The organism is Streptomyces sp. AP-93 (assembly GCF_022808175.1).
Classification (GTDB): Bacteria; Actinomycetota; Actinomycetes; order Streptomycetales; family Streptomycetaceae; genus Streptomyces.
Genome location: NZ_JALGBX010000009.1, coordinates 263,306 through 278,514, shown reverse-complemented (window position 1 = coordinate 278,514; position 15,209 = coordinate 263,306). Strand labels below are relative to the sequence as shown.

The window sequence follows — 15,209 nt, the reverse complement described above, 5'->3', positions numbered from 1 at the left end:
TGTTGAGGTGGCGCTTTGGAGGTCCCGGGACAAGGAGGCGGTCAAGGTGATGACGCGCCTGCGAAGGTGCGGCCAGCTGCTTCGATGCGTCCCCCTCAGCATCCACCAATCGAACTTTGCCCGCTGACCGACCACTTCGCCTCACTTTCTCGGCTGCTCCCCCCTCACCGTGGCACCGCCCCTGCTCTGCGTACGGTGGTGTTTCCGACCTGTGACAGCTTCGGCCCGGCAGCCGCACGACCGGCAGGCCCGGCGCGCATCGCGCACCGGGCCTGCCCTGGGGGTGTGGAAATGTGGATCAGTGGTGACTAGCCGCAGCAGCCGCCCTCCGGCTGGAGGGGCTGGATCGGCTCGTATGCGGAGCCGCCGAGGAGCTTGGCCTTCAGGCGGCCGATCGCTGTGGTCGGCTCCTCCTCGGTGGTGGCGCCCAGCGCCTCGCGGCGGGCCGCGCCGAAGGCGGCGTGCAGCTTGGCGACCTCGGGACGCAGCGCCGTGTCGGTGACGAGGATCGCCGAGCGGATCTGGTGGGGCTTGAAGCCGCGCAGCCGCTTGGCCTCGTCCGCGCCCGGACCGGCCTCGATGGAGGTGACACCCTCGGCGTACGCGTCGCGCAGCGGGCGGTCCAGGACGATCTCGAAGTAGATGCCGCTGCGCTCGCCGAGCGCCTCGTAGTCGAAGCCGGCCCACTTCACGAACAGCCGCTTGCCCTGGCGGACGGTCACCGAGACCGCGGCGGCCACGTCGTCCTTGTAGGCGATGTAGGCGCGCACGTCGGCGCCGCCCTCGACGAGCGCGCTGAGCAGGGCGCCGATGTGCGCCTCGTCCTCGCCGCCGCCGTACTTCTGCCGGTTCTGCGTGATCAGCTCGGAGATCCGGCCGACCAGCGGACGCAGCTCCTCGCCGTCCTTGCGCTCGATGCGGGTGCCGGAGTTCGCGGCGCGGTCGCGGTCTTCCTTCACCCGGCGGCGCTTGCGGGCCGGGAGGGAGGCGAGGTACGCGTCGTAGCTGTCGTGCTGGAGGTCGAGGAGGTTGTTCTCGCCGTGGAAGGCGACGTCACCGCCGTACGCCTGGAGGGCGAGCGCGAGGACCTCGCTGTACGGGCTGTCGTGCAGCCAGGGCGCGACGATCGAGCGCACTCCGGCCTCGGTGGCGGCCGGGACGATGCGGTCGATCAGGTCCGCGACCAGCAGCGGGTCCTCGACCGAGGCGGAGGCCTCGGAGCGGTATCCGAGGGGGGAACCGAGCAGCAGCGCCGGGAAGAACGCCTCCGCCCCGAGCGCCTCGACCGTGTCGTTGGTGGTGTCGCAGCAGGACGTGGCCGAGCAGCAGGCGATGGCGCCGTTCTTGGGCTGCCAGCCCAGGTAGGTGCGCGGGTCGGCGTCCACGATCGGGTCGGCGTCGAAGAGGAAGCCGGGCAGGAAGGCGAGCTCGCCCTCTCCGCGGTCGGCCACCGTGTACCAGGGCTTGGCGCCTTCGAGGCTGGCCTCGGTGGCCTTGAGCCAGTGCGGCAGAACGTACGGCGCCGGGTCGGTGACCTGCGGAACGCTGCCACCGAGGGCGGCGACGGCGTCGTCGAGCGTGAGGCCGGTGCGTACGTCCGCCGGGTCCTCCTGCTCGGCGCTGCTGCCGCAGCAGGAGACGGGCTCGGGCTTGGCGGGGCCGCAGCAGCCGGAAGCGGCCTCGGGCTCCGGCTCGGGGGCGGGACCGCAGCAGCCGGAGGGCTCCTCGGCCTTGGCGGCCTCAGGTGCTTCCGCAGCCTCAGGGGCCGAGCAGCAGCCGGTGGCCGGCTCGTCCAGCACCACGAGCACCGGGACCGGCTCCTCAGTGGTGGCGCTGCAGCAAGTGGTGCTCATCTGTTCTTCTCCTCGGGTGGGGGCGGCTCTGGGGTGTGGGCCGGGTCAACGGGGTTCGGTACGGATGCGGGTGCGGGCCGGGGATCAGTCCCAGCCGGCGCCGTTGGTGGAGGGGTTGATGGGGGCGGCGTCCCAACCGGCGCCGTCCGTGGTCACCGGGGCGGTGTCCCAACCGGCTCCGGCCAGGGTCACGGGGGCGACGTCCCAGCCGGCGCCCGTCGGGGCGGTGTCCCAGCCGGCTCCGGCGACGGAGGCGAGCTGTGCAGAGGAGGAGCCGAGTCCGATCACGGCAACCAGGACGGTGGCGGCAAGGCTCATCGAGGTACGCGAAACAGACATGGCTATCCCCTTGGACGTGGCGTTGGCTTTTTGATGACCGGCGGCCAGCGGCCTACTGGCCGGTTCCCGCGGTCCCGGGGGCTTGTCGCCCTCCCGGTGTTCATGAGTCTGGCCGAGGTCACCCAGGGTGCGGAAGGGATCACTGCTGGCAGGAAGCGCGCCCGGCACCCTCATGCCTGAGCATGCCGAAAGGGCCGGCTGTCCGCGCGTGGCGCGAAGACAACCGGCCCTTGGCTCAAACGAGTTGGTCAGGCGGTGAGCAGCTCCGGCGAGGGGTCCAAGGCCTGGCACAGCACGGTCATGCTGCCGGTCGCGATCCGGTAGTACGTCTGACGTCCACGACGCTCGCGCTCCAGGAAGCCCGCCTCGAAGAGCACCTTCAGGTGGTGCGTGACCGTGGGCTGGGTCAGTCCCAGCGGCTCGGTGAGGTCGCAGGTGCACGCCTCCCCGTTCGGCTGGGTGCGGATCAGCCCGAGCAGACGCAGTCGGGTCGAGTCGGCGACGACCTTCAGTGCGGCAGCGAGGTCGTCGGCCGCCTCGGGGGTGAGGGGACCGGCGAGCACGGGGGAGCAGCAGAGCTCCGAGATGGGCGTAGGCATACCCGATCCAACGATGGCCATCTATGGATTGTTCCCCAAACGCATTGACAGTCATCTATGAGTCCGACAGAGTTCAACCCATCGACAGCCGTCTATGAGTTGAGTTGGAGCTCTCCGTGTTCGACACCGTCCTTGACGTCCTGGGCAAGACAGCCCAGGACGTCGGCCACACCCTTGCGGCGAACTGGCCCTTCCTGCTGATCAGCGTCATCGTGGCCTCGGCCATCCCGGTGTACATCGGCGCGGAGCGACTCTCCTCCTGGCTGCGACGCAAGACCCTCTGGGCTGTCATCGGGGCCGTCGTCCTCGCGACGCTCACCCCGTTCTGCTCCTGCGGAACCACCGCGGTCGTCCTCGGCGCCCTCGCCTCCAGCGTCCCGTGGGCTCCGGTCGTCACCTTCATGGTCGCCTCGCCGCTGACCAGCCCCGAAGAACTCGTCTACTCCATAGGCCTCTTCGGCCCCGACTTCGCCTTGACCTTCTTCATCGCGGCGATCGTCCTCGGCTTCCTCGCCGGTGCCGTCACCTGGCTCATCGAGAAGACCGGCTGGCTCGAGGGTCAGGCCCGCCTGACCTCCACCGAGGCGGAGAAGAAGGCCGAGGAGAGCTGCTGCAGCAGTGACGACGCGGAAGACGGGATCTCGGGTGGCGGCGGCGTGAGCGCCCCGGCCGGCTCCGGTGGTGGCGGCGGTCTCGCCCGTACCGCCCTGCTGAACCGCCCCATCGCCCCGGCGCCCGCCCCCGCGCCGGTCGAGACCAGCCTGATCAAGCGCTGGAAGCTCGACGAGTTCGGCAACGAGCTCAAGATCACCAGCAAGCGCCTCGCGCTCTACTTCCTGGGCTTCGCGACGCTCGGCTTCCTGATCATCAACTCGATCCCGACCCGCTACCTGACCGAGTACCTCGGTGGCGACAACTGGTACTCCGTCCCGCTCGCCGCACTGATCGGCATCCCGGTCTACCTGAACTCCGACGGCTCGCTGCCGCTCATCGCCGCCCTGATGAAGGGCGGCATGGGCCCCGGCCCGGCGATCGCCTTCCTGATGACCGGCGCGGGCACCAGCGTCGGCGCCATCAGCGGCATGCTCCTCATCGCCCGCTGGCGCGTGGTGGCCCTGGTCGTCGGCATCCTCTTCACCGGCGCGGTCATCCTCGGCTACACGGCCCCCATCTGGCTCTGACCCCCCTGCGGGTCTGATCACCACTGCACGAACGCACCAACGCACCAACACGTAAGACGGCAACGGCCCGCCCCCTGCTCCGGGGCGGGCCGCAGCCGTATGTAGGGACAGGCGCCCTCAGCAGACTGGGCTGACCGTCGCCTTCATGGCGGCCAACTGGGCTATCAGCGCATCCAAGCGGTCCGAACGCACCTGGTAGTACACCTCGTTTGCCCGCCGCTCGGAGGACAGCACGCCCGCTTCGCGCAGCTTCTTCAGGTGATGACTGATGGTCGGACCGGAGACGGAGAACTCCGAGGCGATCTCTCCCATGCAGACCTCGCCGGCCGGGCAGCAGGCCACGATGCTCGCGATCCGCAGCCGCACCGGATCGGCCAGGGCCTTGAACGCGGCCGCCAGGTCCTCTGCTTCGGCGGCGGTCATGGGCGCGGGGCAGCAGGAGGCGGATATCCCGGCAGGTGCAGGCTCGATCATGCGCACAATCTGGCCGATCGAAGCCCCCTGCGTCCAGATCTGCCCGAGAGGCGGGACGTTCCGCAAAACCCATTGACAGTCATCTATGCATTCCGACATCCTCAATCCATAGACAGTCATCTATGAATCGAGGATGTCATGCCGTTCATCCGCCGCTCCATCCGCAACCTCCGCCGGACCCGCAACGCCGCCTTCGTCGCCCGCGTCAGCTTCTGCGACAGCTGCGCCGAAGTCAGCAGCCCCGTAAGCCGCTCCAACGAGTTCCGCCGCGCCCAGGACTCCGCGATCGCCGCCTACGGCATCCGCATCTGGCCCCCACCTCCACCCCCGCCCCACCCAATCTCACCCCGAGGAGCGCCGTGAGCACCGCAACGCCCACCCCCGAAGAGGCAGGCCGCATCCGCCTCGCGCACCGTGCGGCGCAGATCCCGCCGTCCGCGACCGCGGCTCTGGACGCTCAGGCGAAGGCGCTGATCGCGCTCGGGGTGGACGTCATCAACCTCACCAGCGGCGAACCGGCCTTCCCGACCGTCGAACCCGCCGCCCAGGCCGCCACGCAAGCCATCGCCGAAGGCTTCACCCGCTACACCCCGGCGGCCGGCATCCCCGAGCTCCGAGCGGCCATCGCCGCACACCTCAACCGCCACGGCACCACGTACGAACCCTCCGCCGTCGTAGTCACCGCAGGCGCCAAGCAAGCCCTCCACTACGCCTTCACCGCCCTCCTGAACCCGGGCGACGAGGTCCTGATCCCGGCCCCGTACTGGGTCAGCTACCCCCACCTGACCACCCTGGCCGGCGGCACTCCGGTCCCGGTCCACCCGTCCCCGGACGCCGCCCTCAAGGTCACCCCCGACCAGCTCCGCGCGGCCGTCACCACCCGCACCCGGGTCCTCCTCCTCAACAGCCCGGCCAACCCCTCCGGTGTCGTCTACAGCCGCGCCGAACTGGCGGCCCTGGCCCAGGTCGCCGTCGACCACGACCTCACGATCATCAGCGACGAGATCTGCGACCACTGGGTCTTCGGCACCGCCGCCTTCACCGCCGTCGCCTCCCTCTCCGAGGAGATCGCCGCCCGCACCCTCACCGTCGGAGCCGTCTCGAAGACCTACGCGATGACGGGCTGGCGCATCGGCTGGGTAGCGGCGCCCACCCCGGTCGCCCACGCCATCACGGCCCTCCAGAGCCACACCGCCTCGGCCCCCTCCTCCATCGCCCAGAAGGCAGCCCTCGGCGCGCTCACCGCAGACCTCACCACCGAACTGGAACACCGCCGCCAGGCCCTGGACGCCCGCCGCCTGACCACCATCAAGGCCCTCGCGGACGTCCCCGGTATCGAGGTCGGCGGAACCCCGGAGGGAGCCTTCTTCCTCCTTGCCGACGTCTCCGCCACCTACGGCAGCACCCACGCGGGCCGCACCATCACCTCGGCCGCGGACTTCGCAGAACTCCTCCTCACGGAGTCCAACGTTGCGGTGGTCCCCGGCGCCGACTTCGCGGCCCCGCACCACGTCCGCATCTCCTACACGGTCCCGCCGGACCGCCTCGAGGAGGCACTGACCCGCATCGCGGACTTCGTGGCGGGCCTCGCCAACGGGCCCGTGTGAGGCAGTCCTCCGACCTATGGCCAGGGCGTGCCCTCGACCTCGCCGGCCAGGCCGCGCTTCCGCGATAGGTTCTGGTGGGGGCCTCGGTAGCCGAGCGACTCGAGGATCAGCAGGGACAGGTAGTGCCGAGTCACCAGCCACACCTCTGTGACCAGTCCTGGAATTCGATAGAGCTTCTTCTGGTCTTCCTTGGGGTGGACCAAGAAGTTCCGTACCTCCGTCACCACGGAGGGCCCGTCCCAGTCCTTCCCGGACCGTCGCTGCATTTCATCGGCGAAGGCTGCCATGGCCGGGAGCTGGTTGCGGTCCAAGGAAACCGGGACGTTGATCTCACGGAGGACCCTCCGAAGCTTCTCGTGGGCCGGCCAATCGTGCGTGTTCCGGTACTCCGCAGTACTGAGGGCGCCGCTCAGGCGGAGCCTCTGCCACATGACGTGCTCGAGTCCGGCGGCCCCGATCATGATGCGCTGTTCGACGAAGCCCTGGTCACGGATTGCCGTGATCGCGTACTTGATCTGCAACGTCAGTGACTCGCCCTGCGCGGGATCCGTGATGACCGGGACGAGTCCATCCAGGAACCTGCCGAGGGCATCGAGGTCCCACAGATCCCACCAGCCGGAAGAGTGCTGCCGCGCCGGGTCGCAGTGCAGGGCACCCCACGTCTCCCAGAGGACCTCCCCCTCGGATCCGAGGCCAACCGGGAGGAGCGGAGCGGTCCAGCGCCCGAGAGAGAAGGACATCCCGAGGTGCAGGGCCGTGAGGAGAGGCTCAGCCTCGGTGGCGGTGAACTGCTCGCCGCTGACACGGCTGATCTCCATCGTGTGCGTCATCGCGTAGAGCCGGGTCTTCAGGAGTTCCTTCCAGACCGAATCGTGATCGGGGCGCACGTCCAACACGATCTTCCAGCCGTCGACCTCGTGAGACCAACGGCCGCGGTCCCAATAACGGTCTCCGCCCTCGCTCCGATCCGTCAGGTGATGCTGCCCGCGGAACCGCGGGAGATTGAACCAGTGGGCCACGATGCGGGTCACGGGCGCTTCGCCGTCGCCCAGAGTCATTCCGTTGATCCAACCCTCGTCGAAGCCCCGGACCCAGGCGTCCACCCCGACCTCTCCATAGGGTCGTTGGAGCTGCAGCACGGCTGTGTCCGAGGAGTGCGGATACGAGTCCGGCTCGGGAGTGACGCTCCAGTCGACACTGAGAACCGGCGAGCACCGAAGGCTGACCTCCCCTGGCACCGGGGTGTCGCGCGCACCACCGATTTCCCCGTAGTGCAGCTGGACCGGTTCGCCAACGCCATTGAACGGGTGGAACGGCTTGACCGGCGGCAGAGCAGAATCCCAGCGTGAATCGGGCATGGCCCTCCTGCTTCCAGGGTCTACAGCCGGCCTCTGCGCGAGACCTGGGGCTACCGACAGGAAGGCTAGTGGGGCGCTATGAGCTGTGGTGGCGAATCCGCCCGGTTCGCTCCTCCGGGCCGGTCCGGTCGGCGCCCCTGCTGACCTGCGAAGGAGCCCCATGCGTTCCCGAAACGGGGGAGGGGCGTTCCTGAGGGCTTCCCGGTCGGGGCTCTGATCTGCGGTTTCGGAGTTTTCCGCAAGGCCCACGAAGGCGTGAGGAGCCGTCTGACCACCGACAGCGTAGCGGATCGTGCTGAAGGGGCGCGCCCCCATATGGCCACGAGTTGCCGGCGTGGCCTGTAGGGCCGCTGACCTGCGGTGGGGCTCCTTCGGGTCAGAGCCGCGGTAGGGCGTGGGAGTGGCTCGGGGGTGGCTCGCCAAGGTGGCGCGGACGACGCGACGGCGCCGCGGCCCACAGGCTGCGGCGGCGTCGCGTCGTCCGGCCGGCCGCTACTCCCCGAGGAGTGCAGCCTCGGCGTCGTAGCCGTACAGCCAGTCCTGCTTGCGCAGGTTCTGGTTGCGAGATCCACGCCCTGCGCGGGCCGCACTTCTCCTCCCTGCAGTTCCACGCCGAATCGCTGCTCACCCAGGACGGCTCGCGGATCCTGAGGGAGGCGATGACCCGCATCCTGGCCGACTAGATGATTGATTCCAAGGCCTCAGTGGTCGTAGGCGGTCAGTGATCGGATGGCCGGTCCACCGGTGTTGTGGTTGTGCCAGATCGCCGCGGTGAGGGCGAGTAGTCGCTGCAGGACCCGGACGGTGACCCCGGCGGGCGTGCGGCCGCCGTGCCGTTCGAGGTCAAGTTGTCCCTTGAGGGTCTGGTTGACCGACTCGATCAGCTGACGCAGCGGCTTGAACAGCTCGGCTCCGGCCCGCTCGGGTTCACCCTTGCGGGCCGGCCGCAGCAGCCGGACCCCGAGGTCGGCGAGGCCCCTCTCGAAGGCACGGCCGTAGTAGTTCCTGTCCGCCAGCAGCGTCGGTGGCGGCCGGTTGGCGAGCAGACCCGGTTCCACATGGAAGATGTCCAGCAGCACTTCGCGTTCGACGGCCTTGGCGCCGGTCAGCGCGAACGCTATGGGCAGGCCGTGCTGGGTGCAGACCAGGTGCAGGCGCAGCCCCCAGAAGAACCGTGAGTGGCTGGCGCATTAGCCGTACTCGGCCCATCCCGCCAGGTCGGAGCGTTTCGCGGTCTCGCGGGAGCGTCCGCACTCCACCGGTGTGGAGTCCACGATCCACACGTCATCGCCCCACAGGGCGGTGTCTGTGGCCAGCTCCCGCAGGACCCCTCTGACCAGGTCTGACGCCCGCCGCAGACGCTTGTTCCAGCCCAGCTGCTGGGGCAGGTACGGGAAGAGGTGCCGCAGGTGGGCGTGGGCATGACGCAGCCAGCGGGCCTCGGAGACGAAACCCAGCAGGGCCTGCATCACCGCGAGGGTGACCAGCTCCGCGTCGCTGAGTTTCGGTGGCCGGCCCACCCGTGGCCGCCACGGAGCAAGATGCGGCGAAGCCTTCAAAAGGTCATCGACCCGCACGTACAGTGCAGTTGCGAGGGTGTCTATCTCGGTCGTCACAAACTGAGAGTGGGCACCCTCGCGTCCGTGCAGCTACCCCTTGGAATCAATCATCTAGGCCGGGTGGGCCGGGTGGGCTCACCGTGCCGGGGGAAACGGAGCCGAGCCGTCCGGGGTGGCGTTCGTGGACCACTCGTCGGCGAAGTGCTCCATCTGCTTCAGCACCAGTTCGATGGCCTCCGGGGCCTGGTCCGGCGGGTAGTTGCGGCGGGCCAGCAGGCGCTTGATGGCGCTGCGGAGGCGGGCGCGGACCGGCTCGCGGGCGATCCAGTCCGGCTTGAGCTTGCTGCGGACCTCCGCGACCAGCTCGCGGGCGATGCCGGCCAGCACCTCGTCGCCCATGACCGAGCGGGCCGTGCCGTGGTCGGCGACCGCGTCGTAGAAGGCGAGCTCGCGCCAGTCCAGCGGCGGCTCGAACTTCTCGCCGCGCCGGGCGTCCTCCATGACCTCCCTGGCCATCTCCACGAGCTTGGCGATGAGCTCCGCGCTCGTGCACTGCTGGCGCATGTACCGGACCATGAGGTCCTGCAGCCGCTCGGAGAACGTCGTCCGCCGGACGATGTTGTGCCGGGTCACCTCGCGCATCTTCCGCTCGATGAGCCGCCGCAGGGCCTCCGCCGCCAGGTGCGGGGTCTCGCTGCTCTGCAGCTTCAGGGCGAGCGCGTCGTTGAGGTGCGTCAGGTCGGCGGTCTCCAGACCGGCCTCGGCGAGCAGGTCGCTCACCCCGCCGGTCTCGACGACCGAGGACGTCAGCTGCGCCAGGTACAGCTCGACGTCGCGGGCGACGGGGAGGCCGCGGGCCTCGCGGTTCATCGCGTCGATCTTCGCCATGTAAGCGCGGACCTCGACGAAGAACTGGATGTCCCGTCGCCAGGCCGGATGGTCCGGGAAGCGTTCGCCGATGTCGGTGGCGCTGCCGCAGAGCGCGTAGAACCGCTCCAGACGGTGGGCGTGCTCGCGGTAGCGTCGGCCGAGCGTCTGGCGGGGGTCGTCGAGCTTCTCCGGGTCGTTGCCCGCGGTGGCCGGGTCGAGAAGGTGGTTCGCGACCCGGAGCGCGGCATCGATGAACGCCGTCTTGGAGGGCACGTCCAGCCGGGGCCGCCAGGCGAAGCCGCGCAGCAGGTCGTCCAGGATGCCGTACTCGTTGCGCAGCTCGTCCAGCGCCCGGCCGAGGTCCTGGCCGAGCGTACGGTCCTCCCGGTCGGCGTCCGTGTACTCGGCGATCGCCCGCCGGAGGTTCTCGGTGAGCGGCGCGTACCCGACGAGGAGCCCGTCCTCCTTGCCCCGGAAGCGCCGGTTGACGCGAGCCAGGGCCTGCATCAGGCCGGCTCCCTTGAGGGGCCGGTCCAGGTACATGGTGTGGACGGGCGGCGCGTCGAAGCCGGTCAGCAGCATGTTGTTGACGATGAGCAGCTGGAGCTCGTCCTGCGGGTCCTTGGCCCGGTTGATGACGGCCTTGCGGCGGCTGTCGCTCAGGGCGTGGGCGAGGAGCCGCGTGGAGTCCTTGCGCGTGTTCGACGAGAACACGATCTTCATCGCGCCCTTCTCGAAGTCGTCGCTGTGCCACTCTTCCCGCAGCTCGCGCAGGGCGTCGTACACGCTGACGCAGATCTCGCGGGTGGTGCACACGATCAACGCCTTGCCGGGCGCGCCGCCCGCCCCGGAGGCGCCGACGAAGGGCTGCATCGCCTTACGGCGCGTCTCCCAGTGCCGTACGAGGTCGTCGGCGAGGTCCCGGATGCGGGCGGGCGCGCCGTACATCGCGTTCATCGTGGCGACGGCCTGCTCGACGCGGGTGCGCTCGACGTCGTCGAGGCCGTCGGTGATCCGGTCGGCCTCCTCGTCGATGGTCGTCGGATCGACGTCCCTGTCCATGACGAGCTGGATGACCCGGCTCTCGTGGAAGACCTTGACCGTCGCTCCGTCGTCGGCGGCCCGCTTGAGGTCGTAGCGGTCGATGTAGTCGCCGAAGACCTCGCGGGTGTTGTGGTCGGCCGCGGAGATCGGCGTGCCGGTGAAGGCGAGGAGCGTGGCGTGCGGGAGCGCGTCGCGAAGGTGGCGGGCGTAGCCGTTGAGGTTGTCGTAGTGGCTGCGGTGCGCCTCGTCGACGACGACGATGATGTTCCGGCGGTCGGAGAGGAGCGGGTGGTCCGCGCCGGACTCCTTCTCCTCCTTGGTGCGCCCGAACTTCTGGAGCGTCGTGAAGAGGATGCCGCCGACCCGCTTGGCCGCGAGCTCCTCGCGCAGCTCGGCCCGGGTGAGGACCTGCTTCGGCGACTCCGGGAGGATCTCGCTCTCCAGGAACGTCGAGTACAGCTGGTCGTCGAGGTCGGTGCGGTCCGTGATGACGACGACGGTCGGGTTCAGCAGGGCCGGGTCCTTCATCACCATGGTGGTGGTGAGGACCATCTCCTCGGACTTGCCCGAGCCCTGCGTGTGCCAGACGACACCGGCCTTCCCGTCCCTCGCCGCGGCCACCCGTACGGCCTCGGAGGCGCGGGTCACGGCGTGGTACTGGTGCGGCTTCGCGATCCGCTTCATCCGCTTCGACGGCACGAAGTTGATGAAGGACTTGATGAAGGAGAGGAAACGGTCCCGGGTGAACAGGCCGTGCAGGGCCAGGTTCTGGCCCGATTCCCCTATGCCCTCGGCTTCGAGCGGCTCGACCCGCTTGCCGAGCTCGTCCGTGTTCCACGGCGCGAAGTGCTCGTACGGCGTGAACGGCGTGCCGTACTTGGCGGTGATGCCGTCCGAGACGAGGACGACCGCGTTGTACCGGAACGCGGTCGGGAACTCCTCGACGTAGCGGGCGACCTGGGAGTGCGCGTCCTGGAGGGTCGCGTCCTCGTCGCCGGCGCGCTTGAGCTCCAGGACGGCGAGCGGCAGCCCGTTGACGTACAGGACGGCGTCGAAGCGGCGGCGCTTCTCACCGTCGATGACGGTGACCTGGTTGAGGACGCGGCAGACGTTCCCGTCCGGGCCGTCGAGGTTGACGAGCCGGATGGTCGGGTTGTGCTCGGCCCCGAAGGAGTCGGTGTACGTGACGGACCGGATGCCGGCGGTCAGGTGGCCGTGCGCGGTCCGGTTCTCCTCGTACGTGTCCTGGGAGCCGGGCGTCGTCGCTGCGCCGAGCGCGTCCCGGACGGCGTCCGGCGGCAGGGCCGGGTTGAGCCGCTCCACCGCCTCGCGGAGGTCCGGGTACAGGATGAGGTCCTTCCACGACTTCCGGTGCCCGGATCCGGGCGCGAACTCGTTGCCGGGGGCGGGCTCCCAGGCGAGACCGGCCAGCTCTTCGAGGGCGAGGAGTTCCCAGTCGGCCTCGTAGGGGCGGTGGTTCTGATCGGTGTCGTCGGGGGCGTCGGTCATGCGTGGTCCTCGACGGTCTTCTCGGCGTCACGGACGCGGAGGCGGCCGGACATGAGCTGGGGGAGGAGGGTGTCGCGGAGGGCGGCGAGGGTCAGCGATTCCTGCTCGGCAACGAGGGCGCGGTCCCAGAGGGGGCCGATCTCGGCGTTCAGGGTGCGCAGAGCCCCGGGCGCCGGAACGTGCACCGGTTCGTCCAGGTGCTTGCGCTGGATGTGGCCCATGGTGGTTGCCTTGTCCGCGGCGATGGCCCGGAACTCGTCGATCTTCCGGTGCACGAGTTGGCTGACCAGCCACTGCGGATACCCGTTCTTCGGGATGCACTTGAAGATGTGCTGGTTGATGATCGCCTCAGGGCGGAACCAGCGTGCCACGGTCAGCGAGCCCGACCAGGCGAACAGCACGTCGCCGGGCCTGGCGAGGTGCTTCTCCGGCACATCGATATCGTTGTACACCGTGGAGCTCCCCGGACCGCTGTTGATCTCTGCGATCCGCACCACCATGCGGCCGGTTCCGGTGGAATCCTTGGTGAATGCGCGGCCGTTGACGAATTCGGACGTCTCCGACAGGGGGCGCGCGGTGGACTGGTCCGGGGAGTGCAGCACGGCGCGGCGGAAGAGGGAGCCGGACAGTTCGTCGGCCGTGGCCGTGATGCGCTCGTTGACGGCGATCTTGTCGTCCAGGGCTCCCAGGACCGAGGCGATCGCCCGCTGTTCCTGGAGCGACGGAAGGGGAATCTCTACCGCGCGCAGTTCGCTCAGGCTCAGGTTGGCCTGGACGGACTGCACGACCCTCGACTGCGCCTTCTGTACGCGCTGCTTGTCGCGGAGGCAGTAGAGGACGAAACGCGGCTCCACCACCCGGCGATCGGGCCTGATGATGGCCACGGCCTGGTTCGTGTTCCCCGGCGTGACGTCGGCGGTCACCTGAGCCGCCCGCCCGATGGTTCCCGCGATGGTGAACAGGATGTCGTCGACCTGGAGCGCCGAGCGGCTCAGGGCCCGGTGGGTCTCCTCGTCGATGAACGCCGTCTTCCGCAGGTCGACGAGGCCGTCCGTCTGGATCGACTCGACCTTGACGAAGGGGATTCCGGACTGCGTGAATGTCCGTCCGATGCTGGTCGGGGTCGTGCCCTTGGTGACGACCAGCGATGCCCGGCCGATGGTGGTGACGTCCCACGAGGTCATTCGAGGCCTCCCGTCAGGTCTCCCAGCGCCTTGCGGACCGCCTTCTCCCGCTCCGCCGACTCGTCGAACAGCCCGAGCAGTTCCTCCGTCAGCGCGGCGATCCGCTCCGCCACTGCCTCCGGGCCGTGCTCTTCCACCTCGACGGCGCCCACGTACCGCCCCGGGGTCAGCACGTACCCGTGTTCGCGCACGGTCTCCAGGCCGGCCGAGAAGCAGAAGCCCGGCTCGTCCGCGTACGTCAGGCGCTCGTCCTGCGCCGAGGCCGTCCCCCGCCACGCGTGGTACGTGTCCGCGATCTTCGCGAGGTCCGCGTCGGTGAACGCACGCTCCGTACGGTCGACCATCTCGCCCATCTCGCGGGCGTCGACGAAGAGGATCTGCCCCCGCCGGTCCGCCAGGCCCTTCGCCCCCTGCGGCGACTTGTCCTTCGCCAGGAACCACAGGCACGCCGGAATCTGCGTCGTACGGAAGAGCTGGGCCGGCAGCGCGACCATGCACGCCACCAGGTCCGCCTCCACCATCGACTGGCGGATCTCGCCCTCGCCGCTCGACCGGGAGCTCATCGAGCCGTTCGCCAGGACGATGCCGGCCGTGCCGCGCTCGCCCAGCTTCGCGACCATGTGCTGGAGCCAGGCGTAGTTGGCGTTGTTCTTCGGCGGGACGCCGTACTTCCAGCGTGCGTCGCTCTCGTCCCTCGCCCAGTCCTTGATGTTGAAGGGCGGGTTGGCCATGACGAAGTCGGCCCTGAGGTCCGGATGCTTGTCGTCGGCGAAGGTGTCGCCCCAGCGGGCGGCCAGGTTGCCGTCGATGCCGTGGATCGCGAGGTTCATCTTGGCCAGGCGCCAGGTGCGCTCGTTGAGCTCCTGGCCGTAGACCGCGATGTCGGCCTTGTGGCCGCGGCCCCGGTGCGCCTGAATGAACTTGCTCGCCTGCACGAACATGCCGCCCGAGCCGCACGCCGGGTCGTACACGCGCCCGCTGTACGGCTCCAGGATTTCCACGATCAGCCGGACGACCGACTGCGGGGTGTAGAACTCGCCGCCCCGCTTGCCCTCGGCCCGCGCGAAGTTGCCGAGGAAGTACTCGTACACCTCGCCGAGCACGTCCTGCGCCGGCTTGTCCTCGGTGCCGCCGAAACGCGCGTCGCTGATGAGGTCGACGAGTTCGGCCAGGCGCTTCTGGTCCACGTTGTCGCGGTTGAAGATCTTGGGGAGGACGCCGGTCAGCGCGGCGTTCTCCCGCATGACCGCGTCCATCGCCTCGTCGAGGAGCTTGCCCACGCCCTGGCTCTTGGCGTTGGCCGCGATCCAGGACCACCGGGCGGTCTCCGGGACCCAGAAGACGTGGGCGCCGGTGTACTCGTCGCGGTCCTCCAGGAAGTCGCCGATCTGGTCCTCGGAGATGCCGTCCTCGGCGAGCTCCCTCGCCAGTTCGGTGCGGCGCTCCTCGAAGGCGTCGGAGACGTACTTCAGGAAGATCAGGCCGAGGACGAACTCCTTGTACTGCGCGGCGTCGATGGAGCCGCGCAGCTTGTCGGCGGCCTTCCACAGGATCGCCTGGATCTCCTTGGCGGTGGAGGCGCTGAACAACTCCTCCTGCTCGGTGGGCTTCTTCTTGCGCGGGGGCATGAGG

11 protein-coding genes and 1 pseudogene are annotated in these 15,209 nt (G+C 69.3%); 3 read left to right on the top strand and 9 right to left on the bottom strand.

Features of this window, described 5'->3' with window-relative positions:
* Nucleotides 1-308: 308 nt before the first annotated feature.
* The 3 genes from MTF69_RS17625 to MTF69_RS17615 all read right to left on the bottom strand — a co-directional run bounded on the left by MTF69_RS17625 (nucleotide 309) and on the right by MTF69_RS17615 (nucleotide 2,791).
* Nucleotides 309-1,853 (bottom strand): GNAT family N-acetyltransferase, encoded by a 1,545-nt coding sequence (locus MTF69_RS17625; protein ID WP_243335532.1) that lies wholly within the window; start codon nucleotides 1,851-1,853, stop codon nucleotides 309-311.
* A gap of 84 nt (nucleotides 1,854-1,937) precedes the next feature.
* Nucleotides 1,938-2,192, bottom strand: a complete 255-nt coding sequence (locus MTF69_RS17620; protein ID WP_243335531.1) for a hypothetical protein — start codon at nucleotides 2,190-2,192, stop codon at nucleotides 1,938-1,940.
* Nucleotides 2,193-2,440: 248 nt separating this feature from the next.
* Nucleotides 2,441-2,791: a helix-turn-helix transcriptional regulator gene (locus MTF69_RS17615; RefSeq protein ID WP_243335530.1), complete on the bottom strand. Its 351-nt coding sequence runs from the start codon at nucleotides 2,789-2,791 to the stop codon at nucleotides 2,441-2,443.
* A gap of 116 nt (nucleotides 2,792-2,907) precedes the next feature.
* On the opposite strand from MTF69_RS17615, the gene MTF69_RS17610 reads away from it, so the two are divergent.
* The gene (locus MTF69_RS17610; RefSeq protein ID WP_243335527.1) at nucleotides 2,908-3,972 is read left to right on the top strand and encodes a permease; all 1,065 of its coding nucleotides are present in this window, start codon (nucleotides 2,908-2,910) and stop codon (nucleotides 3,970-3,972) included.
* A gap of 117 nt (nucleotides 3,973-4,089) precedes the next feature.
* Here the strand turns inward: MTF69_RS17610 and MTF69_RS17605 are convergent, their stop codons facing one another.
* A complete protein-coding gene (locus tag MTF69_RS17605) occupies nucleotides 4,090-4,395 on the bottom strand; it encodes a helix-turn-helix transcriptional regulator (protein ID WP_243335524.1) in 306 nt (101 codons plus the stop codon).
* Between the two features lie 189 nt (nucleotides 4,396-4,584).
* Between MTF69_RS17605 and MTF69_RS17600 the strand changes: the two genes are divergently transcribed.
* Together MTF69_RS17600 and MTF69_RS17595 are read left to right on the top strand one after the other, a co-directional pair.
* The gene (locus MTF69_RS17600) at nucleotides 4,585-4,809 is read left to right on the top strand and encodes a hypothetical protein (protein ID WP_243335522.1); all 225 of its coding nucleotides are present in this window, start codon (nucleotides 4,585-4,587) and stop codon (nucleotides 4,807-4,809) included.
* Nucleotides 4,806-6,053 carry a pyridoxal phosphate-dependent aminotransferase gene (locus MTF69_RS17595; RefSeq protein ID WP_243335520.1) on the top strand — a complete coding sequence of 416 codons (1,248 nt, stop codon included), beginning with the start codon at nucleotides 4,806-4,808 and terminating at the stop codon, nucleotides 6,051-6,053. The genes MTF69_RS17600 and MTF69_RS17595 overlap by 4 nt, the downstream gene beginning before the upstream one ends.
* 14 nt (nucleotides 6,054-6,067) lie before the next feature.
* On the opposite strand, the gene MTF69_RS17590 is transcribed toward MTF69_RS17595, so the two are convergent.
* From MTF69_RS17590 to MTF69_RS17570, 5 genes and pseudogenes are all read right to left on the bottom strand, one after another.
* Nucleotides 6,068-7,156: a hypothetical protein gene (locus MTF69_RS17590; RefSeq protein ID WP_243335518.1), complete on the bottom strand. Its 1,089-nt coding sequence runs from the start codon at nucleotides 7,154-7,156 to the stop codon at nucleotides 6,068-6,070.
* 956 nt (nucleotides 7,157-8,112) lie between these two features.
* Nucleotides 8,113-9,027, bottom strand: a pseudogene (locus MTF69_RS17585) (IS982 family transposase).
* A 78-nt stretch (nucleotides 9,028-9,105) separates the two neighbouring features.
* Entirely contained in the window at nucleotides 9,106-12,393 is a 3,288-nt protein-coding gene (locus tag MTF69_RS17580) for a type I restriction endonuclease subunit R (RefSeq protein WP_243335517.1), read from the bottom strand.
* The gene (locus tag MTF69_RS17575; protein WP_243335514.1) at nucleotides 12,390-13,577 is read right to left on the bottom strand and encodes a restriction endonuclease subunit S; all 1,188 of its coding nucleotides are present in this window, start codon (nucleotides 13,575-13,577) and stop codon (nucleotides 12,390-12,392) included. The genes MTF69_RS17580 and MTF69_RS17575 overlap by 4 nt, the downstream gene beginning before the upstream one ends.
* Nucleotides 13,574-15,205 (bottom strand): class I SAM-dependent DNA methyltransferase, encoded by a 1,632-nt coding sequence (locus MTF69_RS17570; protein WP_243335512.1) that lies wholly within the window; start codon nucleotides 15,203-15,205, stop codon nucleotides 13,574-13,576. Before MTF69_RS17570 ends, MTF69_RS17575 begins: the two co-directional genes overlap by 4 nt.
* Nucleotides 15,206-15,209 lie beyond the last annotated feature (4 nt).

Bases quoted from the DNA above. Each gene is read 5' to 3' on its own strand.
- MTF69_RS17625 (WP_243335532.1), bottom strand. From the start codon at position 1,853: ATGAGCACCACTTGCTGCAGCGCCACCACTGAGGAGCCGGTCCCGGTG.
- MTF69_RS17620 (WP_243335531.1), bottom strand. From the start codon at position 2,192: ATGTCTGTTTCGCGTACCTCGATGAGCCTTGCCGCCACCGTCCTGGTT.
- MTF69_RS17615 (WP_243335530.1), bottom strand. From the start codon at position 2,791: ATGCCTACGCCCATCTCGGAGCTCTGCTGCTCCCCCGTGCTCGCCGGT.
- MTF69_RS17605 (WP_243335524.1), bottom strand. From the start codon at position 4,395: ATGACCGCCGCCGAAGCAGAGGACCTGGCGGCCGCGTTCAAGGCCCTG.
- MTF69_RS17600 (WP_243335522.1), top strand. From the start codon at position 4,585: ATGCCGTTCATCCGCCGCTCCATCCGCAACCTCCGCCGGACCCGCAAC.
- MTF69_RS17580 (WP_243335517.1), bottom strand. From the start codon at position 12,393: ATGACCGACGCCCCCGACGACACCGATCAGAACCACCGCCCCTACGAG.
- MTF69_RS17575 (WP_243335514.1), bottom strand. From the start codon at position 13,577: ATGACCTCGTGGGACGTCACCACCATCGGCCGGGCATCGCTGGTCGTC.
- MTF69_RS17570 (WP_243335512.1), bottom strand. From the start codon at position 15,205: ATGCCCCCGCGCAAGAAGAAGCCCACCGAGCAGGAGGAGTTGTTCAGC.